At 75.3% G+C, this 20,502-nt stretch carries 20 protein-coding genes; 11 read left to right on the top strand and 9 right to left on the bottom strand.

Annotated features, from left to right (window positions below):
* Nucleotides 1-17: 17 nt before the first annotated feature.
* From AB0G13_RS02570 to ahcY, 5 genes are all read left to right on the top strand, one after another.
* Entirely contained in the window at nt 18-200 is a 183-nt protein-coding gene (locus tag AB0G13_RS02570; protein ID WP_089001904.1) for a Trm112 family protein, read from the top strand.
* Nucleotides 197-1,393: an SIS domain-containing protein gene (locus AB0G13_RS02565; RefSeq protein ID WP_357867805.1), complete on the top strand. Its 1,197-nt coding sequence runs from the start codon at nt 197-199 to the stop codon at nt 1,391-1,393. Before AB0G13_RS02570 ends, AB0G13_RS02565 begins: the two co-directional genes overlap by 4 nt.
* Before the next feature lie 76 nt (nt 1,394-1,469).
* The gene (locus tag AB0G13_RS02560) at nt 1,470-2,468 is read left to right on the top strand and encodes a cation diffusion facilitator family transporter (protein ID WP_357867803.1); all 999 of its coding nucleotides are present in this window, start codon (nt 1,470-1,472) and stop codon (nt 2,466-2,468) included.
* A 3-nt stretch (nt 2,469-2,471) separates the two neighbouring features.
* On the top strand, nt 2,472-3,635 hold the full coding sequence (gene manA, locus AB0G13_RS02555; protein WP_357867801.1) for a mannose-6-phosphate isomerase, class I: 1,164 nt from the start codon (nt 2,472-2,474) through the stop codon (nt 3,633-3,635).
* 296 nt (nt 3,636-3,931) lie between these two features.
* Nucleotides 3,932-5,431, top strand: a complete 1,500-nt coding sequence (gene ahcY / locus AB0G13_RS02550; RefSeq protein WP_357867799.1) for an adenosylhomocysteinase — start codon at nt 3,932-3,934, stop codon at nt 5,429-5,431.
* A gap of 136 nt (nt 5,432-5,567) precedes the next feature.
* Here the strand turns inward: ahcY and AB0G13_RS02545 are convergent, their stop codons facing one another.
* The 4 genes from AB0G13_RS02545 to AB0G13_RS02530 all read right to left on the bottom strand — a co-directional run bounded on the left by AB0G13_RS02545 (nt 5,568) and on the right by AB0G13_RS02530 (nt 8,190).
* Nucleotides 5,568-5,726, bottom strand: a complete 159-nt coding sequence (locus AB0G13_RS02545; protein WP_357867796.1) for a hypothetical protein — start codon at nt 5,724-5,726, stop codon at nt 5,568-5,570.
* On the bottom strand, nt 5,723-6,595 hold the full coding sequence (locus AB0G13_RS02540; RefSeq protein ID WP_357867792.1) for a tetratricopeptide repeat protein: 873 nt from the start codon (nt 6,593-6,595) through the stop codon (nt 5,723-5,725). Before AB0G13_RS02540 ends, AB0G13_RS02545 begins: the two co-directional genes overlap by 4 nt.
* Nucleotides 6,592-7,044: a hypothetical protein gene (locus tag AB0G13_RS02535; RefSeq protein WP_357867789.1), complete on the bottom strand. Its 453-nt coding sequence runs from the start codon at nt 7,042-7,044 to the stop codon at nt 6,592-6,594. Before AB0G13_RS02535 ends, AB0G13_RS02540 begins: the two co-directional genes overlap by 4 nt.
* A gap of 78 nt (nt 7,045-7,122) precedes the next feature.
* Entirely contained in the window at nt 7,123-8,190 is a 1,068-nt protein-coding gene (locus tag AB0G13_RS02530; protein ID WP_357867787.1) for an RDD family protein, read from the bottom strand.
* A gap of 33 nt (nt 8,191-8,223) precedes the next feature.
* Between AB0G13_RS02530 and AB0G13_RS02525 the strand changes: the two genes are divergently transcribed.
* Nucleotides 8,224-9,204, top strand: a complete 981-nt coding sequence (locus AB0G13_RS02525; RefSeq protein WP_357867784.1) for a stage II sporulation protein M — start codon at nt 8,224-8,226, stop codon at nt 9,202-9,204.
* Here AB0G13_RS02525 and AB0G13_RS02520 read toward each other — a convergent pair.
* From AB0G13_RS02520 to AB0G13_RS02500, 5 genes are read right to left on the bottom strand one after another with little or no spacing between them, the layout of a single operon-like run.
* Entirely contained in the window at nt 9,195-10,505 is a 1,311-nt protein-coding gene (locus tag AB0G13_RS02520; RefSeq protein WP_357867781.1) for a DUF58 domain-containing protein, read from the bottom strand. The two genes, AB0G13_RS02525 and AB0G13_RS02520, sit on opposite strands and share 10 nt — an antisense overlap.
* Nucleotides 10,502-11,494: a MoxR family ATPase gene (locus AB0G13_RS02515; protein WP_357867778.1), complete on the bottom strand. Its 993-nt coding sequence runs from the start codon at nt 11,492-11,494 to the stop codon at nt 10,502-10,504. The genes AB0G13_RS02520 and AB0G13_RS02515 overlap by 4 nt, the downstream gene beginning before the upstream one ends.
* Nucleotides 11,491-12,987 (bottom strand): DUF4350 domain-containing protein, encoded by a 1,497-nt coding sequence (locus tag AB0G13_RS02510; RefSeq protein WP_357867776.1) that lies wholly within the window; start codon nt 12,985-12,987, stop codon nt 11,491-11,493. Before AB0G13_RS02510 ends, AB0G13_RS02515 begins: the two co-directional genes overlap by 4 nt.
* The gene (locus AB0G13_RS02505; RefSeq protein WP_357867774.1) at nt 12,984-13,550 is read right to left on the bottom strand and encodes a DUF4129 domain-containing protein; all 567 of its coding nucleotides are present in this window, start codon (nt 13,548-13,550) and stop codon (nt 12,984-12,986) included. Before AB0G13_RS02505 ends, AB0G13_RS02510 begins: the two co-directional genes overlap by 4 nt.
* Nucleotides 13,547-14,389: a hypothetical protein gene (locus tag AB0G13_RS02500; protein ID WP_357867772.1), complete on the bottom strand. Its 843-nt coding sequence runs from the start codon at nt 14,387-14,389 to the stop codon at nt 13,547-13,549. Before AB0G13_RS02500 ends, AB0G13_RS02505 begins: the two co-directional genes overlap by 4 nt.
* Before the next feature lie 199 nt (nt 14,390-14,588).
* On the opposite strand from AB0G13_RS02500, the gene mtrA reads away from it, so the two are divergent.
* The 5 genes from mtrA to raiA all read left to right on the top strand — a co-directional run bounded on the left by mtrA (nt 14,589) and on the right by raiA (nt 20,460).
* Entirely contained in the window at nt 14,589-15,278 is a 690-nt protein-coding gene (mtrA, locus tag AB0G13_RS02495) for an MtrAB system response regulator MtrA (RefSeq protein ID WP_089001893.1), read from the top strand.
* Between the two features lie 12 nt (nt 15,279-15,290).
* The gene (gene mtrB, locus AB0G13_RS02490) at nt 15,291-17,078 is read left to right on the top strand and encodes an MtrAB system histidine kinase MtrB (protein WP_357867770.1); all 1,788 of its coding nucleotides are present in this window, start codon (nt 15,291-15,293) and stop codon (nt 17,076-17,078) included.
* Nucleotides 17,075-18,871: an LpqB family beta-propeller domain-containing protein gene (locus tag AB0G13_RS02485; RefSeq protein WP_357867767.1), complete on the top strand. Its 1,797-nt coding sequence runs from the start codon at nt 17,075-17,077 to the stop codon at nt 18,869-18,871. The genes mtrB and AB0G13_RS02485 overlap by 4 nt, the downstream gene beginning before the upstream one ends.
* 5 nt (nt 18,872-18,876) lie before the next feature.
* Complete coding sequence (locus tag AB0G13_RS02480) at nt 18,877-19,578, top strand: ComF family protein (protein ID WP_357867764.1); 702 nt, start codon at nt 18,877-18,879, stop codon at nt 19,576-19,578.
* Between the two features lie 249 nt (nt 19,579-19,827).
* On the top strand, nt 19,828-20,460 hold the full coding sequence (gene raiA / locus AB0G13_RS02475; protein WP_357867760.1) for a ribosome-associated translation inhibitor RaiA: 633 nt from the start codon (nt 19,828-19,830) through the stop codon (nt 20,458-20,460).
* Nucleotides 20,461-20,502: the final 42 nt, after the last annotated feature.

Here is a 20,502-nt window from a genome sequence, read left to right as displayed (position 1 = left end):
GTGGAAGGAGCCGCGCCGTGGCCCTGGACCCGCAGTTGCTGGAAATCCTCGCCTGTCCGGACACGCATCACGCCCCGCTCGACTACGACGCGCAGGCGCAGACGCTGACCTGCACCGAGTGCGGCCGGATCTTCGAGGTCCGCGACGACGTGCCGGTGCTGCTGCTGGACGAGGCGCGCGGCCCCGCGGAGCAGTCATGATCGACGGTACGGCCGGAGTCAGCGGCCAGCGCGAGCCCGACGAGGCACTCCTCGACGACCCGGCCGCGCTGGCCGAGCGCGACCCGGGCGGCATGCTGCGGCACACCGCCTCCGCCGGGGCGCAGGTCCGCGAGACGGCCGCCCTGGCCGCCGAGGCCAACCTCCAGGTGCTCGCCGACGAGGGCCGCCCCCGGGCGGTCGTCATCGCCGGCATCGGCACCGCCGGGCGTACCGGTGACGTGCTGGCCACCGTCGCCGGGCCGCGCTGCCCGGTGCCGGTCATCCCGCACCGCAGCGCCGGCGTGCCCGGCTGGGTGGGCGCCGCCGACGTGGTCATCGCCGTCAGCGCCTCCGGTCGCAGCCCCGAGGCGCTGGGCGCCGCCGAGGCCGCGCACCGGCGGGGCGCCCGGCTGGTCGCCGTCGGCGCGCCCGACTCGCAGTTGCAGTCCGTGGCCGAGCGGGCCCGGGCGCCGTTCATCCCGGTGCCCCGGCGCGCCCCGGCCCGGGCCAGCCTCTGGGCGCTCACCGTGCCGGTCCTGCTCGCCGCCCGTACGCTCGGCCTCGTGAAGGTCAACGAGGCGGATCTGGCGGAGACCGCGGCCCGGCTGGACGCGGACGCCGATCGCTGTCGTCCGACGGCCGAGTCCTTCGTCAACCCGGCGAAGTCGCTGGCGCTGGGCCTGGCCGGCTCGGTGCCGATCGTCTGGGGCTCGTCGCCGCTGGCCACCGTCGCGGCCCGCCGGTTCGGCGACACCCTGTCCGCCAACGCCCGCTACCCCGTGGTCAGCGGCGCGCTCGGCGAGGCGGGGCGCGGCCGGGTCGGCCTGCTCGACGGCGTCTTCGGCGGCCTGGCCGAGGGGGAGCGGGACATCTTCGCCGACCCCGACGAGGAGGCGCCGTCGGGCACCCGGCTGCGGTTGGTGCTGCTGCGCGACGGCGGGCTGAACCCGGAGGACGACGCCGACGAGCCCCTCGACGTCGAGGAGCGGCGCGCGGACGCCGTGCAGACCCTCGCCGAGCGGCGGGGCGTGCGCTGCGACGTGGTGACCGCCGAGGGCGGCTCCGCGCTGGAGCGGCTCGCCTCGCTGGTCGCCGTGCCGGACTTCGCCTCGATCTACCTCGCCCTGGCACACGGACTGGACCCGATGGCCGTGCCGGCCATCACCGAAATGAAGGAGCTGGCAAACCAGTGAGCGATAGCAGGGAACGGGTCGAGGGGCGCGCCGCGCCGATGCCCGGCGGTGCCGCGCGACACGACGGAGCGACGGCGTGAGCGCCAACGGTGGTACGAAGGCGATCGTCGCCGCCCTGCTGGCCAACGCCGGCATCGCCGTCACCAAGTTCGTCGCGTTCCTGCTGACCGGATCGTCGTCGATGCTGGCCGAGTCGATCCACTCGGTCGCCGACTCCGGCAACCAGGGGCTGCTGCTGCTCGGCGGGCGGCGGGCCAAGCGGGCGGCCACCCCGCAGCACCCGTTCGGCTACGGCCGGGAGCGCTACATCTACGCGTTCATCGTGTCCATCGTGCTGTTCAGCGTCGGTGGCCTGTTCGCCCTCTACGAGGCGTACCACAAGTGGTCGCACGAGGAGGGCATCACCTCGTGGCACTGGGTGCCGGTCGTGGTGCTGGTGGCGGCGATCATCATGGAGACGTTCTCCTTCCGCACCGCGATCGTCGAGTCCAACCTCGTTCGGGGCAACCAGTCCTGGGTGAAGTTCGTCCGGCGGGCCAAGGCTCCCGAGCTGCCGGTGGTGCTGCTGGAGGACCTGGGCGCGCTGGTCGGCCTGGTCTTCGCGCTCTTCGGCGTCGGCATGACGCTGATCACCGGCAACGGCCGGTGGGACGCGGTGGGCACCGCGATGATCGGTGTGCTGCTGGTGGTGATCGCGATCATCCTCGCCATCGAGACCAAGAGCCTGCTGCTCGGCGAGGGCGCCGAGGCGCAGGACGTCGCGGCGATCGAGAAGGCGGTCACCGACGGTCCCGAGTTCGAGCGGATCATCCACATGAAGACGCTCTACCTCGGCCCCGAGGAGCTGATGGTGGCCGCCAAGGTCGCCGTGCCGTCCGGCGACACCGCGGAGGTGCTGGCCCGCAGCATCAACACCGTCGAGACCCGGATCCGCGCAGCCGTGCCGACCGCCCGGGTGATCTACCTGGAGCCGGACATCTACAGCGTCGCCGCCGAGCGGGCGGGCGCCGGGACCGCGTCGCCCGCCGCGCCGGGCGCCGAGCCGGGTGAGGCGGCCGGGCGGCCCGGGAGCTGACCGGTGGAGCTGCTGCACGGACCGATCCGCGACTACGCCTGGGGGTCCCGCTCGGCCATCGCCGAGTTGCAGGGGCGGCCGGTGCCGAGCGACGGCCCGGAGGCCGAACTGTGGCTGGGCGCCCACCCGGGCGGCCCCGCCGCGGTCGACCGCGACGGTGACCGGGTGAGCCTCACCGACCTGCTGCTCGCCGAGCCGGACCACTGGCTCGGCGAGCGGCTCGTCGGCCGGTTCGGCACCCGGCTGCCGTTCCTGCTCAAGGTGCTCGCCGCCGACGCCCCGCTGAGCCTCCAGGCGCACCCGGACGCCGAGCAGGCCCGCGCCGGGCACACCGCCGACGCGGCCCGCCCCGACGGGCAGCGCAACTACGTCGACCCGTACCACAAGCCGGAGCTGCTGGTCGCGCTCTCGCCGATGGAGGCGCTCTGCGGGTTCCGGGACCCGGCCGCCTCGGCGGCGGCGCTGGCCGGCTTCGGCGTACCCGCGCTGGAGCCGGTGCTGGCGGCGCTGCGCACCGGGCCGGCGGGCCTGCGCGAGGCCGTACGGCTGCTGCTGACCTGGCCCGCCGACCGGCGCGACGCGCTGGTGGCGGCCGTGGCGTCGGCGCCGGTCGCGGGGCCGGACGCGGAGCTGGCGCGGGACCTGGCCGCCGCCTACCCGGGCGACCCCGGGGTGCTGGTGGCGATGCTGCTCAACCGGGTGCGGCTGGCACCCGGCGAGGCGATCTGGATGCCGGCCGGCAACCTGCACGCCTACCTGCGCGGCACCGGCGTGGAGATCATGGCGGCCAGCGACAACGTGCTGCGCGGCGGGCTGACGCCGAAGCGGGTGGACGTCGAGGAGCTGCTGCGGGTGCTGCGCTTCGAGGTGCTCCGCGACCCGGTGGTGCCGCCGCTGGAGGTGGCCCCGGGCGTGGTCACCTGGCCGGTGCCGGTGGAGGACTTCGCGCTGCACCGGGTGACGGTGGGCGCGGGGCTGCCGCAGGTGACCGTCGAGGTGCCCGGGCCCCGGGTGGTGCTCTGCGGCTCCGGTGAGGTCTCGGTCGACGACGGGGCCGGCGCGGTGACGCTGGGGCCGGGGCGGGCGGCCGTCGGGAGCGCCGCCGCCGGGCCGTTGCGCCTGGGTGGCGCGGGGGAGGCGTACGTGGCGAGCTGCGGCCTGCGCTGAGGCGCGGGACGACGGCGCAAGTCCGACTTTCCCGGAATAGCTTGACTCGGCACTGGCGCAGTGTGACTCTATGAGTACGCAGCGTTATCGCGACGACGGTCCGAGAACGTGCGGGGGAACCAAACCGGGGGGATGCACGGGGCGGGCGGCTGGCGGACGGGACACCGTCCACGACCGACCGCCCCGTGCGCTGTCCGCTGATGTCTTCGTGCTCTCTTCACCGGCCGGTCCTCGCGAGGGCGGTCCGCGCGCGTAAGGTGAATGGTCGCGCAGCACATCGTCCGACAGGAGATTCCATGACCAGCACCCTCCCGGCGTCCGCCAGCGGGACGCCGTCCGAGGCCCGGCCGAGCACTCTCGCCGAGGGCGACTACAAGGTGGCGGATCTGTCGCTCGCCGAGTTCGGGCGCAAGGAGATCCAGCTCGCCGAGCACGAGATGCCCGGCCTGATGGCGATCCGTCGTGAGTTCGCCGACGCCCAGCCGCTCGCCGGTGCCCGGATCACCGGGTCGCTGCACATGACCATCCAGACCGCCGTCCTGATCGAGACCCTGGTCGCGCTCGGCGCGCAGGTCCGCTGGGCGTCCTGCAACATCTTCTCCACCCAGGACCACGCCGCCGCCGCGATCGTGGTCGGCCCGGACGGCACCCCCGAGGCCCCGGCCGGCGTCCCGGTCTACGCCTGGAAGGGCGAGAGCCTGGAGGAGTACTGGTGGTGCACCGAGCAGGTGCTCGCCTGGCCCGACGGGCAGGGCCCGAACATGATCCTCGACGACGGCGGCGACGCCACCCTGCTGGTGCACAAGGGCGTCGAGTTCGAGAAGGCCGGCGCCGTCCCGCCGGTCGAGTCCGCCGACTCCGAGGAGTACGCGGTCATCCTCGGCGTGCTGCACCGCTCGCTCGCCTCCGACGGCCAGCGGTGGACCCGGATCGCCGCCGGCATCAAGGGCGTGACCGAGGAGACCACCACCGGCGTGCACCGGCTCTACGAGATGCACCGCGCCGGCACCCTGCTCTTCCCCGCCATCAACGTCAACGACTCGGTGACGAAGAGCAAGTTCGACAACAAGTACGGCTGCCGCCACTCGCTGATCGACGGCATCAACCGGGCCACCGACGTGCTGATCGGCGGCAAGATGGCGGTCGTGCTCGGCTACGGCGACGTCGGCAAGGGCTGCGCCGAGTCGCTGCGCGGCCAGGGCGCCCGGGTCGTGGTGACCGAGGTCGACCCGATCTGCGCGCTCCAGGCGGCGATGGACGGCTACCAGGTCGCCACCCTGGACGACGTGGTCGAGCAGGCGGACATCTTCATCACCGCCACCGGCTGCTTCGACGTCATCACCAACGAGCACATGGCCCGGATGAAGCACCAGGCCATCGTCGGCAACATCGGCCACTTCGACAACGAGATCGACATGGCCGGCCTGGCGAAGCGTCCCGACGTCGAGCGGGTCAACATCAAGCCGCAGGTCGACCTCTGGAAGTTCGCCGACGGGCACGCCATCATCGTGCTGTCGGAGGGCCGGCTGCTGAACCTGGGCAACGCCACCGGCCACCCGAGCTTCGTGATGTCGAACTCGTTCGCCAACCAGACGATCGCCCAGATCGAGCTGTTCACCAAGACCGAGGAATACCCGATCGGCGTCTACGTGCTGCCCAAGCACCTCGACGAGAAGGTCGCCCGGCTGCACCTGGAGGCGCTCGGCGCCAAGCTGAGCACCCTGACCAAGGAGCAGGCGGCCTACCTCGGCATCTCCGTGGAGGGCCCGTTCAAGCCGGAGCACTACCGGTACTGACCCCGGCCGCACCGACCGGGCCGACCGCTCCCTGCCGAGCGGCCGGCCCGGTCGGCGTTTCCGGGGCGGGCGCGCCGCCGGCACCGGGGCGAGCCGGCCGGCGTTGCCGCGCGGGCGGACGCGTGCCGCCCTGCGGTCAGTCCCGGTGGGAGCGGCGGCGGGCGGGGCGGACCCAGCTCCACACGCACCAGACGAGCCAGGCCACCGAGACCACGGCGGCGAGCGTGCGCAGCCGCAGCGCGTCGAGCAGCAGCACCACGGCGAGGACGGCCAGCCAGGGCCCGAACGCCCTCACGACCGCCACCGGCCCAGCACCATCCGGCGGACCAGCGGCGGAGCGATCCACGACCAGACGCAGAAGAGCATCCAGGCCACGGCGAACAGGCCGCCGAGCACGTTCAGGCCGGCGGCACTGAGCAGCACGATCGTGCCGACCGCGAGCATCCAGGTGCGGAAGATCCCCAGCCGGTAGAGCGGGCGCAACGGCAGCAGCAGCGGGTGCGCGTACACCCGGGTCTCCCAGGCGGCGTCGGCGTAGTCGGCGTCGGTCGGATCGTGCGCCGCCGCCTGGCCGAAGGCGCGGTGCGCGGTGCCCACCCGGCCGCGCTGGGCGGCGGCGGCGCCGTGCAGGGCGAGCGCCACCGGGTTGTCCGGCCACGCCCCGAGGAACTCCCGGGCGACCCGCTCGGCCGCCCGGTCGTCACCCCGGGCGTACGCGAGCTGGAACCGGGAGGCGAAGACGGCCGGCGCGTCCGGGGCGATCGCCGCCGCGCGGGCCACCAGGCGTTCCGCCTTGTCGGTCTGGCCCACGGCGGAGCAGAGGTCGGCGTACTGGCAGAGCAGCCACGGGTTCTCCGGCTCGATGGCGAGCGCGTCGAGCAGCGCCCGCTCGGCGAGGGCGTGCTCGCGACGGTGCCGCAGCGCGAGGCCGAGCCGGCCGAGCAGTTCGGCGTCCGGGCCGTGCTCGGCGAGCCCCTGCCGGGCCACGGCCACCACGTCGTCCCAGCGGTCGAGCACGGTCAGCGCGCCCGCCCGCAGCCGGAACGCGAGCAGGCTGGTGGCCAGCGGGGCGGGCAGCCGGTCGACCTCGGCCAGGGCCTGCTCCGGGCGGTTCACCTCCAGCAACCGGGCCACCCGGGCGAGCTGCAACTCCGGGGCGGTCACGCGACGGCCACCAGGAAGACCAGCACGGCCTCGGCGAAGCCGAGCACGAACACCGCCCCGAGGCCGGGCAGCCACAGCGACGCGGGCTGGCCGCCGCGCAGCTCGTACGCCCGGAACAGGCGCTTCTGCGTGGCGGCGGCCACGAGCCAGACCAGCCCGCCGGCCAGCGCCCCGATCAGCCGTACGGGGCGGTTGCCCCCGTCGTCGAAGAACGCGAGTGTGATCGTCAGCCGGGCGACCAGCCCGGCCAGTCCGGTGCCGAGCACCGCCAGGTGGGCCGGGCGGGACGCCCCCAGGCGACGCCCGTTGACCAGCGCCAGCACGGTGACGGCCGTCGGACCACCGAACGCGGCGGGGAAGATCAGCGACTGGGGCCGCCACGGTGGGCGTCGCGCCTCGTACGCCGCCGGTGCGATCGTGGGGGTGAACAGGTCGTCGGCCACGGTCATCCTGTCTCCGTAGGGGCGAGCCGGATCCTGCCACAGCCGACGCCCGCCCCGCCTGCCCGGCCGGACCGGGCCGCCCGCTCAGGCGCCGGCGTCGGACCAGGTGCCGGCGGGGGACGCCGGGGCGCCGCCGTCCCGCGCCGACAGCACGACCGCCGGTCGTAGCGCCGGAGCGGCCTGCGCCGGCACGGCGGGCCCGGCCACCGGGGCGAGGTCGGGCGCCGCCGGCCGGATCGGGCCCGACGACGCGTCGGTCCCGGGCCGAGCGGCGGCCGGCGTGGGCGGACCGGGCACGAGTTCCGGCCAGAGCGTCGCGGCGGCCGTCCGGTCGAGCCCCAGCCGGTACCTCGCCCGCCGGTGCCGCTCGCCGAGGACCGCGGCCAGGTAGACCGACGCGGGCATGCCCGGGGGCGGGGGCGGCGTGATCACCGCGGAGATCTCGGTCCACAGCCCGTGCCCCAGCCGCCCACGCGCCGGCTCCGCCAGCTGGTGCACCCGGGCCAGGTACTGCCGGGCGGCCAACGCCAGGGTGTCGTCCAGCCGGCTCAGGTCCACCGTGGCCGTCCAGCCCGCCAGCGCGGGCACCGCCGTGGGAACGGGCCGCCAGGCGGTCGCCGCCCGGGTGTGCACGACCAGCGTGCCCGCCACCAGGTCGCCCAGCCGGCGCCCGCGCCGGTCCGTCATCATCACCGCCACCCCGGCCACCCAGCTCAACAGCGGCAGCACCAGGCCGGGCCACTCCACGGCCACGCCGACCAGCGCCCGGGTCAGCGACTGCCGCGCCGCGACCGGAGCGCCGTCGGCGCTGACCACCCGCAGGCCGACCGCCATCTTGCCCAGCGTGCGGCCGTGGTTGAACCGCTCGCACAGCACCGGGTAGCCGACCAGCACCAGGATCAGGCCCACCGTCGCGAGCCCGCCGGCCAGGGCGCCGTCGACCAGCCCCTCCGGCAGGTTGAGCAGCGCGACGCCGACGCTCATGGACAGCACCAGCATGAGGACCGCCTGGGCCAGGACGTCGAGCAGCAGCGCGAGCACCCGGGAACCGATCCGGGCGGCCCGGACGTCCAGCTCCACGGCCTCCCCGCTGACCAGCCCGGCGTCACCCCACGGGGCGGGTCGGGCCGGCGGTCGTGGTTGTGCTCTCACCCCGACAGTGAACACTATGATCGCCGGACGGGGGTGACGGTGGATCTCGACGCGTACGTCGCGGAACACGGCGGGGAGTGGCGACGGCTGGAGGAGCTCTCCGGTCGCGGCCGACTCGACGCCGCCGAGGTCGACGAGCTGGTCGTCCTCTACCAGCGGGCGGCCACCCAGCTGTCGGTGCTGCGCAGCCGCTCACCCGACCCGGCGCTGGTCAGCCAGCTCTCCCAGGTGGTGCTGCGCGCCCGGGCCCGGCTCACCGGCCGCCCGCGCCCGTCGTGGGCGGCGGTCGGGCGGTTCTTCGTGACCGGCTTCCCCGCCGCGGTCTACCGCGCGTGGCCCTGGTGGTGCGGGGTGGCGACCGGGTTCAGCCTGCTCAGCCTCTTCCTGATCTGGTTCGTGGCGGGCAACCCGCAGACGGCGGCGGCCTTCATCGGCGACGAGGCGGCCGCCGACCTGGTCGAGTCCGGCTTCGCCGGCTACTACACCGAGTTCGCCGCGCCGACGTTCGCCTTCCACCTGTGGACGCACAACGCCTGGCTCGCCGCCCAGTGCCTCGCCGCCGGGGTGCTGATCGTCCCGGTGCTCTACCTGCTCTGGCAGAACGCGCTCAACATCGGCGTGGTCGGCGGGGTGATGGTCGCCTACGGCCGCGCGGACGTCTTCTTCGGCCTGATCACCCCACACGGGCTGCTGGAGCTCACCGGGGTCTTCGTGGCAGCCGGGGTGGGCCTGCGCATCGGGTGGGCGTGGATCGCGCCGCCGACGCAGCTCACCCGGGGGCAGGCGGTGGCCCGGGCGGGACGCGAGGGCGTCCTGGTCGCCGTCGGGCTGGTGGGCCTCTTCGCGGTCTCCGCCGTCATCGAGGCGTTCGTGACCCCCGCGCCCGTGCCGGTTCCGCTCCGCGTCGCCGTGGGCGCCGCCGTCTGGCTCGCCTTCCTGGCGTACGTGGTGGTCCTCGGTCGCCGGGCCACCGCCGGGCAGCGCCGCCACGCCGCCGATCCGCCTCAGAGCTGACCGAGGGCCTTGAGGCGCAGGTAGGTGTCGGCCAGCGTGGGGGCCAACCGGCCCGCCGGGGCGTCGACGACGGTCACGCCGTGCCGGCCCAGGGCGGCGCGCACCCGGTCGCGTTCGGCGAGCGCCCGCCAGGCCGCCGCCGCGGCGTAGGCGTCCGACGGGCGCCGCGGGACGGTGCCGGTGAGGGCGGTCAGCACCGGGTCGTGCGTGGCCGCGATCACCACCTTGTGCCGGGCGGCCAGCCGGGGGAGCACCGGCAGCAGCCCCTCGCCGAGGGCACCGGCCTCCAACGCGGTGAAGAGCACCACCAGGCTGCGCTGCCGCTGCCGGCGCAGCAGCTCGCCGGCGATGAGGTCGAAGTCCGTCTCCGCCAGCGTCGGCTGGAGCGGGGCGAGGGCGTGCACCACCCGGGGGAGCAGGGCCGGCCCGCCGCTGCCGCTGACCGTGGCGCGCACCGCCGTGTCGGCCGCGAGCAGGTCGACCCGGTCGCCGGCGCGGGCGGCGAGGGCGGTGAGCAGCAGCGCGGCGTCGATCGCGGTGTCCAGCCGGGGCTCGTCGCCGACCCGCACCGCCGACGTCCGCCCGGTGTCCAGCACGCACACCAGCCGGCGGTCCCGCTCCGGCCGCCAGGTGCGCACCAGCACGTCGGCCCGGCGCGCGCTCGCCCGCCAGTCGATCGACCGCACGTCGTCGCCGACCACGTACTCGCGGAGGGTGTCGAACTCGGTGCCCTGGCCCCGCCCGCGGCTCACCTGGGTGCCGTCGATGACCCGCAGCCGGGACAGCTTCTCCGGCAGGTGCCGGCGGGAGTCGAAGCGGGGCAGCACGCGCACCGTCCAGGGCGGGGTGGCCGGCCGGCCGGCACGCTGCCGGAACCCGAGCCCCAGCGGCCCGAACGAGCGCACGGTCAGTGCCACGGCCGGCCGGTCGCCCCGCCGCAGGGGCGTGAGCCGGCTGGGCAGCGCCACCGTCGCGCCCGGCTCGACGCGTACGAGCTGCGCCGGGGGCACGTCGGGGCGGGCGCCGGCGGAGGGCACCCAGGCGTCGCGGACCCGGGCCCGCAGCGTACGACCGGAGGGGTTGTGCAGCAGCAGCGCGACGGTGGCGGTGCCGCCGAGCCGGACCGCGCGGTCCCCCTCCCGGGCGGCCGTGAGCGCGCCCGGGGGCGCGGCCAGCGCCCGGTCGAGCAGCACCAGCAGCAGTACCGCCCCGGTCATCACCAGCAGCCCGGCGAACGGCGACGGCCAGGCCGGCAGGGTCAGCGCGCCGACCGCCAGCAGCAGCGCCGCCCGCCAGGTCATCGCGGCGTCGGCACGGTGGCGAGCACCGTGTCCAGCACCGCGTCCACGCCGACGCCCTCCAGCTCCACCTCGGGGCGCAGCCGCAGCCGGTGCCGCAGCGTCGGCCGGGCGACCGCCTTCACGTCGTCCGGTACGACGTGGTCGCGGCCGGCCAGCCAGGCCCACGCCTTGGCCGTGTTGAGCAGTGCGGTGGCGCCCCGGGGCGAGGCGCCCAGCTCCAGCGCCGGGGTGTTGCGGGTGGCCCGGCAGAGGTCGACGATGTAGCCGAAGAGCGGCTCGGCCACGTGCACCCGGCCGACCGCCGCCCGGGCCGCCGCCAGGTCGGCCGCGTCGGCCACCGGCCGTACGCCGGCGGCGGTCAGGTCGCGCGGGTCGAAGCCGGTGTGGTGCGCGCGGAGCACGCCCAGCTCCTCCTCCCGGTTGGGCAGCGGCACGGTGAGCTTGAGCAGGAACCGGTCGAGCTGCGCCTCCGGCAGCGGATAGGTGCCCTCGTACTCGATCGGGTTCTGGGTGGCGGCGACGATGAACGGGTCGGGCAGCAGCCGCCGTTCGCCCTCGACCGAGACCTGCCGCTCCTCCATCACCTCCAACAGCGCCGACTGGGTCTTCGGCGGCGTCCGGTTGATCTCGTCGGCGAGCAGCAGGTTGGTGAAGACCGGCCCCTCGCGGAAGGTGAAGGCGGCGGTGCGCGGGTCGAAGATCAGCGAGCCGGTGACGTCGCCCGGCATCAGGTCCGGGGTGAACTGCACCCGCTTGGACCCCAGGTCGAGGGCCGTGGCCACGGTGCGGATCAGCAGGGTCTTGGCCACGCCCGGCACGCCCTCCAGCAGCACGTGCCCCCGGCAGAGCAGGGCGATCACCAGGCCGGTGACGACCGCGTCCTGCCCGACGACCGCCTTGGCGACCTCGGCGCGCAGCCGGTGCAGGGCGGCGCGGGGGTCGACGGGGTCGATGGTCGGCGGCTCGGCGGTGCCGGCGGGTCGGGTCACCGGGGGTCTCCTTCGGCTCGGTGCGGGTGCGGTGCGGCGGGCGGGGGCGGGCCCTCGGCGGGCGGCGGCGCGGCCGGCGGGGGGCCGTCGGCGGGCGGCGGGGCGACGGCGCGGGTCAGCCGGTCCAGCGCGCGGGCCAGGTCCAGCAGCTCCTGGTCGGTCTCGGGCTCGACGCCGTGCAGCACCCCGTCGGTCCACCGGGGATCGTCGCCGGTGCGGGCGGCGACCGCGGCGGCCACGTCGGCCGGCGGCGCGGCCGGCGGCAGGTGCAGCCGGGGCGTCAGACGGTCCAGGGCGGCGGCCCGCAGCGTCCGCGCGGCCGCGCCCCGGGCACCGGCCTTCTCGTAGAGCCTGGCCCGGCCGAGCACCGTCTCCGCCGAGCGGACCGTGACCGGCAGTGGCTCCACCGCCGGCGGGCCGAGCCGGCGGGCCCGCCAGAGCGCGGCCAGCAGGGCGGCCACGGCGAGCTGGGCCAGCAACGCCCACAGCCAGCCGGGGAAGGCGGACCAGAGCGGGTTCGGCGGGTCGGGCCTGTCGGCGCGGGAGGTGCTCCCGTCGGCGTCCTCGCTGTCGTCGTCGGACTCCCCGCCCGGGCCCGCCGGGCCGCCGGGGCGCCCGTCGCCGGTGCCGTCTCCGGTGCCGGTGCCGGGGCCACCGTTCCCGGTGGAGCCGCCCGGAGTGGGCGACCAGGCCGGGCTGCCGCTGCTGCCGTCGCCGAAGACCGGCGGGGGTTCGGGGCCGTCCAGGTCGAGCCACACCACCCGACCGGTCCCGCCGAGCAACGCGGTGGCGAACGCCCGGTTGTCCCACTCGTCGATCCGGTCGTTGCGGAACGGATCGCTGGCGCCCACCGCCACGGTGCTCTCGGGGACCCGGGTCAGCAGGGCGAGCCCGTCGGCGAAGCAGAACCGGACGGGCGCCGACGCGCCCGAGGCGACCGCGTAGCGCTGCAGCCCGACCGCCGCGCGCCCGAGGTCGCGCAGCTCGGGCAGCGGGCAGGGCAGGCCCCGCGCGTCCGGCCCCACCGCCTGCGCGGCCCACCGGCGGCCGGCCGGTTCCACCGGCAGCAGCCGGACCGTCTCCAGCACCCGTCGCGGCGGGTCCACCAGCACCAGCCTGGTGGCCGAGGGCAGCGAGTCCAACGCGCCGACCGTGTCGGGGTGCAGCAGCGCCGGCGCGGGCACGAAGAGCGTGGCCGCCCCGCTGCGGGCGGCCAGCAGGGCGCGCAGCGTGTCCGTCTCCCGCTGCACGGTGACGCCCCGCTCGCGCAGCGCGTCGGCGAGCCGGCTGCCGCCGTCGTCCCCCGTCGCCACGGGGGAGAGGAACCCCTGGTCGCCGGGGTCGGGCTGGTCGACCGCGTGGGTGATCAGGGTGGTGGTCAGCAGCAGCGCGGCCAGGCCCAGCGGGATCAGCAGCCGGTGCCGGCGGCGTCGTCGCCGGGGGGCGGCGTCCGTGCGTGCCGCCGGTGGGACGGCGATGGCCTGTGCGCTCATGGTCGTGGCCCGTCCTCGGGTCGGCCGGTCAGCACCCGGTCCAGGTCGGCGGCGTGCTCCCGCATCCGGTGGTCGTGCTCGGCGGAGGCGGGGCGCTGGCCGTACCAGAGCTCGGAGAAGATCGCCCCGGCGGCGCTCAGCGGCGGGTTGACCTGCGGTCGGCTCTCCGTCGCGGCCCGTACCAGCTCGACGACTGTCATGCCGGGCTGCGGCTGCACCACGCGCCGGAGGGCCAGCTCCCGGACCATCGCGCGCAGCCGCTCCCGGACGGCTTCGGCGTACCGGCCCTCGGCGGCGAGCCGGTCCGCCAGAGAGACGTACGCGGCGGCCGGCAGCTCCGGCTCGCGGGGAGCGGGGACGACCGGCGCCGGGGCGCCCGGGGGCGAGGCCTTCCGGCGGCGTCGGCGCAGCCGGGGCAGCCGCCGGGGGATCCAGGCCGGGAACGTGTACCAGCCGGCCGCGACCAGCACCGCGGCGAGCACCAGCAGCAGCGCGACCAGGGGCAGCGGCACCCGGTCGCCGAGCGCCGCCGTGGTCTCGGTCCACCACCGGCTGAAGCTCATCGCCCCGCCGCCAGCAGGACGGTCTCCGGGGTGCCCGGTCGGGCCCGGGAGAGTCGGATGTCCAGTCCCTCGGTACGCATCCGGGTCTCCAGGTGCAGCACGGCGTCCAGGCAGGCCAGGGCCGGGTAGGCGACGCTGTTCACGCCCGCCCAGACGGCCAGCGACAGCCACCCGGCCCAGGCCCGGTCGACGAGGTCGAACGAGTCCAGCCCGAGGTAGACGCCGATGCCGAGGCCGAGGCGAAGGATCCACCAGACCAGGTAGCCGAGCAGCCGGATCCAGCCGGCCCGGCCGGCGCCACGGACGGCCAGGGCGGCGGATCGCAGCGGGGCGCGCAGCGGGTGCACCCGGTCGACGACCAATGCCGGCGCGACGGCGCCGAGCAGGGCGAAGCCGACGATCCAGACCGGCCCGAACAGCGCGAACCCGCACATCACCACGCCGATCAGGACGGCGAGCAGCGCGGTGGCGCCCCAGCGCGCGCCGGCCGGGCGGAGCAGTTCCCGGGGGCCCACCGTGCGGCCGAACAGCGCGCCCCCGGCGGCGCGGGCGGCCGGGTTGCCCAGCAGCAGGATGATCACCGCCTCGGTCGCGGCGCCCACCGCCAGCAGCAGCCAGTACGCGCCGAACCGCCCGAACTCCAGGAACCAGACGGGCGGCGCCGTGCCGGCGGCGAGCCGCAGCGGGTACAGCAGGAGCTGCTCGGCCACGGCCAGCGCGAGGGCGATCGGCACCAGCACCCGCGCCTGGCCGCGCAGCAACAGGACCGCGGAGTCCAGCAGCTCGCCGACCGTGAGGGGGCGGCGCGGGAGCACGGCGGTCGGGCCGGCGTCGGGCACGCGTACTCCTGGGGACGGGCGGCGGTGGCGCGTGACGGCGCACACGGGGATCATGGTGACACGCCCGTTCCGATCGGGTGGACCCGCACGTCGGGGCGGCGACGCCGGGCACCGGTTGCTGGGCGGCGACGTCCCACGGCAGTACCGTGCCGGGTGACGCGGATCCCACCGAACTGAAGGGGATGCAAACATTAACCCCATGAGAGCCCGGGTACTGGTGGTCGACGACGACCCCGCGCTCGCCGAGATGCTCGGCATCGTCCTGCGCAGCGAGGGGTTCCTGCCCTCCTTCGTCGCCGACGGCGAGCGGGCGCTGGCCGCGTTCCGCGAGAACCGCCCCGACATCGTCCTGCTCGACCTCATGCTCCCCGGCATGAGCGGCATCGACGTGGCGCGGTCGATCCGGGCCGAGTCGGGCGTGCCGATCGTCATGCTGACCGCCAAGAGCGACACGGTCGACGTGGTGCTCGGCCTGGAGTCCGGGGCCGACGACTACGTGGTCAAGCCGTTCAAGCCCAAGGAGCTGGTCGCCCGGATGCGGGCGCGGCTGCGCCGTGGCGAGGACGTCGCCCCGGAGATGCTGACCATCGGGCCGCCCGGCAACCAGATCACCATCGACGTCCCGGCGCACACCGTCAGCCGCAACGGCGAGGAGGTGAAGCTGACGCCGCTGGAGTTCGACCTGCTGGTCGCGCTCGCCCGCAAGCCGCGCCAGGTCTTCACCCGCGAGGTGTTGCTGGAGCAGGTCTGGGGCTACCGGCACGCGGCGGACACGCGGCTGGTCAACGTGCACGTGCAGCGGCTGCGGGCCAAGATCGAGCCGGATCCGGAGCGGCCGGAAATCATCCTCACCGTGCGGGGCGTGGGCTACAAGGCGGGCACCGGATAGCCTGGTCACACTGTGGCCACCTCCCCGATTCCGGACCCCCCGACGGCAGCTCCGCGCCGGCGTGTCGCCGCGCGGGAGCTGTGGCGTGGCGTGAACGGCCGGGCCGCGCGCCTGCTCGCCGGGTTGCACCAGAGCTGGCGGCGCTCGCTCCAGCTGCGGGTGGTGACCATCACACTGGTTGCGTCCAGCCTGCTGGTGGGCGGTTTCGCCTACCTGATCGCCGACAAGATCACCGGCATCCTGGTGGAGAACGTCGAGACCGACGTGCGGATCCGGCTGGGCAACGGCGCGGACTACGCGGCGAAGCAGTTCGGCCTCTACAACCAGCCGCAGGAGGGTCAGCTCCAGGAGACCATCGACGGCACGGTCAACTACCTGGCCGGCGGTGACCCGCAGCAGACCACCGGCGTGATCGTGGCGCTGACCGCCGACAACCACACCGGGGCCATCCAGCCCCGGTCCTCGCCCGCGGTCAACGTCCGCCCGCTGATCAGCCGCGAGCTGCGCGAGACCGTGGCCGGGGGCAAGGTCGCCAGCCAGATCCGCACCGGCAGACTGGGCGAGAAGCGCACGAAATACCTGGTCTACGGCTCGCCGGTGCCCACCCGTTTCGGCCAGGTGGAGCTCTACTACCTCGTGCCGCTGGCCCGGCAGGACAACACGGCCGCCGACGTCCGGGACACCGTGGCCGCCACCGGAGCGGCCCTGGTGCTCCTGCTCGCCCTGCTCGCCGGCCTGGTCACCCGACTGGTGGTGACCCCGGTACGGGTGGCCGCCCGCACGGCCCAGCGGCTCTCCGCCGGCCTGCTCGACCAGCGGATGGTGGTCGACGGCGAGGACGACCTCGCCCTGCTCGCCGCGTCGTTCAACCAGATGGCGACCAACCTGCAACGGCAGATCCTGCGGCTGGAGGAGATGTCCCGGCTGCAACGCCGCTTCACCTCCGACGTGTCGCACGAGCTGCGCACCCCGCTGACCACGGTCCGGATGGCCGCCGACCTGATCTTCGCGGAGCGGGACGAGTTCGACCCGGCGGTGGCGCGCAGCGCCGAGCTGCTCCAGGCCGAGCTGGACCGGTTCGAGGAGCTGCTGACCGACCTGCTGGAGATCAGCCGCTTCGATGCCGGCTTCGCCATGCTGGACTCCGAGCCGACCGACCTGGTGCCGGTCGTGCACCGGGTGGCCGACCGCCTGGCCGGCCTCGCCGAACGCGTCGGGGTGGCCATCGAGCTGGACGTCCCCGGCACCCCGGTGATCGCCGAGGTCGACCCCCGGCGGGTGGAACGGGTGCTGCGCAACCTGGTCGGCAACGCCGTCGAGCACGGCGAGGGCAAGCCGGTGCTGATCACGCTCGGGGTGGACGACACGGCGGTGGCGATCACCGTCCGGGACCACGGGGTGGGGCTCAAGCCGGGCGAGGAGAAGCTGGTGTTCAACCGCTTCTGGCGGGCCGACCCGTCCCGCGCCCGGCAGACCGGCGGCACCGGGCTCGGCCTGTCGATCAGCCTGGAGGACGCCCGGCTGCACGGCGGCTGGCTGGAGGCCTGGGGGGCGCCCGGGCAGGGCGCCCAGTTCCGGCTCACCCTGCCGTCGCGGGCCGGCGACCGGTTGACCACCTCGCCGCTGCGGCTGGTACCGGCCGACGCCGCGCTGCCCTTCGGCGGCCCCCGGGCGGGCGGGCTGCTGGCCATCGGCCCCGGCACCGGCGGCGCGCTCGCGATCGGCCCGGGTGCCGACGGCGCGCTGACCGTCGGTCCCGGGCGACCGGGCAACGGCGGGCACGCGGAGGTGGGGTCGTGAGGCGTCGGCTGCTCGCCGGCCTGCTCGGCGGGGCGCTGCTGCTGGGCGGCGCGGCCGGCTGCGGCATCCCGGAGAACACCGAGGTCCGGGTGAAGGGGCCGGGGCCGGCGGCGGAGGCCGGCTCGACCAGCGGCAGCCGGGGCGAGCCCCCGAGCCGGAGCGCGGGCGGCACCGACGCGGAGCAGTTCGTCGAGAACTTCCTCTCCGCCGCGGCCGGCGAGCCGGACCGGGCCTACCAGCGCGTCCGGCAGTTCATCACGCCGGCCGACCGCGACCGCCTCCAGGCGAAGGAGGGCAGCGAGGTCGCGCTGGCCGTCGTCCGGCTCACCGAGGAGCCGGTGATCGTGTACGCCCCGGACCGGACCGAGGTCACCCTCAAGGTGCAGCAGGTCGGGCAGCTGCGCACCGACGGCACGCTGGCCCCGCCGGAGACGAGCACCACGACCTACACCTTCGAGCTGCGCAGCCAGCCCGGGCAGGAGGGCCTGACGGACGGGGGGTTGTACGTGGCGAACCCGCCGACCGCGCTGCTGCTCAGCGTCGAGGCGCTGGAGACGTACTACCAGAGCCGGACGATCTACTTCTGGAACAACGACCGCAGCCGCCTCGTCCCCGACCAGCGCTACCTGCCTCTCGCCGTGCCGGACGAGCGGCGGGTGAGCGAGGTGGTCAAGTGGCTGACCGCCGGCCCCTCGGCCTGGCTCGGCACGGGGGTGAGCAGGCTGCCGGACGGCACCCGCCTGATCAACAACGCCACCCGGACGGACGGCCGCTGGGAGGTCGACCTGGAGATGCCGGAGGACAAGGCCCGGCTGGAGCAGCTCGGCACGCAGCTCGCCTGGTCGCTGTCGGACCTCGACGGGCCGCTCGACATCAAGATCCGTAACCAGTCCCAGGAGTTCATCCCGGACCTGGAGCGGCGCCGCCTGGAGCGCCCGGTGCACCAGCTCGCGGAGAGTTTCCAGCGGTTCTGCGTCTACGAGGGGGCCGTCCACCCGCTGGCCTACGCCGGAGAGCCGAGCGGCCCGGTGCCCGTGGACGCCAAGGCGAACCGGAACGTCGTGTCCGCCGGGCTCAGCCGCGCCGACAACCAGATCCTGGCGGCGCTGGTGGTCACCGACGCCGACCGCCAGTGGCTCTCCGTCGGCACCGGCACCGATCCGGTGGCCGTGTTCACCCGCAGCGCCAAGAGCTACGCCGCCATGAGCCGGCCCGTCTGGCTGCGCTCGACGTACCGGGGGCAGCCGGCCGGGCTGGTGGTCGCCGACGGAAGCCTGTACCGCTTCGACGCGCAGGCGCAGCTCACCCCCGTGTCGCTGGGCGTACCCGGCCCGGTGACCGCGGTCGCGGCCTCGCTGGACGGTCACCGGATCGCCTTCATCGCCGGAGGCACGCTCTACGTCGCCGCCCTCAGCCCCGACGGTGCGGGGGGCACCCCCGGCCCGGCCCGTCGGCTGCACACCCGGCTGACCAACCTGTCGGCCGTCGACTGGTACGGCGAGAACACCCTGGTCCTCGCGGGCGCGGTCGGCCGCCCAGCGGTCTACGAGGTCAGCGTGGACGGCGCGCGGGAGAGCCGGCTGGAGGACAAGATCGGCGCCCGGGTGACGCACCTCGCCGCGTACCCGGCGAACGCGGTGGGCCGCCTCGGCGCCGCGATGTACGAGGCGAACGGGGTGGCGTACCGCAGCGGCCCGTTCGAGCGGATCCAGCCCGAGCAGGTGCAGGAGGTCGCGCCGCCCTCGGCCGGGGCGCGGGCCGGCAACCCGACCGCCCCCTTCTTCCTCTACTGATCTCCGTGCGGGATCTCGGCGGGCTCTGGGCGGACCTCACCGACCTGGTGCTGCCCGTGGAGTGCGCCGGCTGCCGGGAACGGCGGCCGGGGCTGCGGCACGGAGTCTGCCCGGAGTGCGTGACGGCGCTGGGCGCGCTGCGTCCCCGGGCCGTACGTCCCACTCCCGCCCCGCCCGACCTGCCGCCCTGCGTCGCCCTCGGCCCGTACGCCGGCCCGCTGCGGGAGACGCTGCTGGCGTACAAGGACCACGGCCGGCACGGGCTGGCCCGGCCGCTGGGGGCGCTGCTCGCCGAGGTCGTGGCGGCGGCGGTGGGCGAGGTCCGCCCGGTGACGCTGGTGCCGGTGCCGGACACCGCGGCGGCGGCCCGCGCCCGGTACGGCGACCACCTCGGCCGGCTGACCCGGCACTGTGCGGACCGGCTGCGCCGGGCGGGCTGGCCGGTGCGGGTGCGGCGCCCCCTGCGCGCCCTGCCCCGGCCCGACTCGGTGACCCTGGACAGCGCCGGCCGGGCGGCGGCGGCCGAGGCCGCCTTCCGGGTCCGCCCGCGGGTCCCGTCCGGGCCCGAGACGGCGGTGGTGGTGCTCGACGACATCCTGACCACCGGGGCCACCCTCGCCGCGGTGGGGCGGGCGCTGACGGCGAGCGGGCTGTCACCCACGGTCGCCGCGGTGCTCGCCGCGACCGAGAAACGGCGCAGGTTGTGACGGTGCGTGTTTCCGTTTCACCCGTTGGTGTATGAGCTGTGAAAAATTATTGGCTGTCCCGGCGACCGGGGGTGACTGTGGGGCGAACAGGAGTTAGCGTTTTCCTGTCGGGGGTAGGAGGTCTTTCCACCCGCCCCCGGTGGTGAAAGGAGGCGTAGCCGCACTGACCGGTCGACGCCGAGTGGGACCTCCCCCAGGGGTGCGCGACCGGATGCCGGAACGAACGACCGTCCGAACTAGGGAGGTCACATGGACATCGTGGTCAAGGGCCGTAACGTCGAAGTGCCGGATCATTACCGGGTGCACGTGGCGGAGAAACTCGCAAAGGTCGAACGCTACGACCACAAACTTATTCGTGTCGATGTAGAGCTGTTTCACGAGCGCAATCCACGCCAGGCGGACCACTGCCAGCGCGTCGAAATCACCTGCGTTTCCCGTGGCCCGGTGATCCGGGCGGAGGCCTGCACGAACGACTTCTACAGCGCGCTCGACGCGGCCATCGCCAAGCTGGACACCCGGTTGCGCCGGGCGGCCGACCGTCGCCGCGTCCACCGTGGCCGGCACGCGCCGCTCTCCGTCGCCGCCGCCACCGCCGGCCTGCCGGTGGCCGGCCTCGACGCGCCGCTGGGCGCGTCCCCCGACGGCGCCGGCACGGCCACCGCCGTCGCCGAACGGGTCGAGGAGGAGGAGCGCGACCAGCCCTGGCACATCGCGCGGGAGAAGGTGCACCCCGCCGAGCCGATGACCGTCGACGACGCCCTGTTCCAGATGGAACTCGTCGGCCACGACTTCTACCTGTTCCAGGACAAGGAGTCCGGCCGCCCGAGCGTCGTCTACCGGCGGCACGCCTACGACTACGGAATCATCTCCCTCGCCGTCTGATCGTCGGGCGGCCGTGGTGGCGGCCCTCGCCGCCGCCCGGGC

It is taken from the genome of Micromonospora sp. NPDC023633, from assembly GCF_040640035.1.
GTDB lineage: Bacteria > Actinomycetota > Actinomycetes > Mycobacteriales > Micromonosporaceae > Micromonospora.
This window is presented reverse-complemented; position numbering and strand designations above follow the sequence as displayed.

Coding starts and splice junctions, on each gene's coding strand:
- AB0G13_RS02505 (WP_357867774.1), bottom strand. CDS start 13,550: ATGAGCTTCAGCCGGTGGTGGACCGAGACCACGGCGGCGCTCGGCGAC.
- AB0G13_RS02535 (WP_357867789.1), bottom strand. CDS start 7,044: ATGACCGTGGCCGACGACCTGTTCACCCCCACGATCGCACCGGCGGCG.
- AB0G13_RS02520 (WP_357867781.1), bottom strand. CDS start 10,505: ATGACCTGGCGGGCGGCGCTGCTGCTGGCGGTCGGCGCGCTGACCCTG.
- AB0G13_RS02565 (WP_357867805.1), top strand. CDS start 197: ATGATCGACGGTACGGCCGGAGTCAGCGGCCAGCGCGAGCCCGACGAG.
- mtrA (WP_089001893.1), top strand. CDS start 14,589: ATGAGAGCCCGGGTACTGGTGGTCGACGACGACCCCGCGCTCGCCGAG.
- ahcY (WP_357867799.1), top strand. CDS start 3,932: ATGACCAGCACCCTCCCGGCGTCCGCCAGCGGGACGCCGTCCGAGGCC.
- raiA (WP_357867760.1), top strand. CDS start 19,828: ATGGACATCGTGGTCAAGGGCCGTAACGTCGAAGTGCCGGATCATTAC.
- AB0G13_RS02510 (WP_357867776.1), bottom strand. CDS start 12,987: ATGAGCGCACAGGCCATCGCCGTCCCACCGGCGGCACGCACGGACGCC.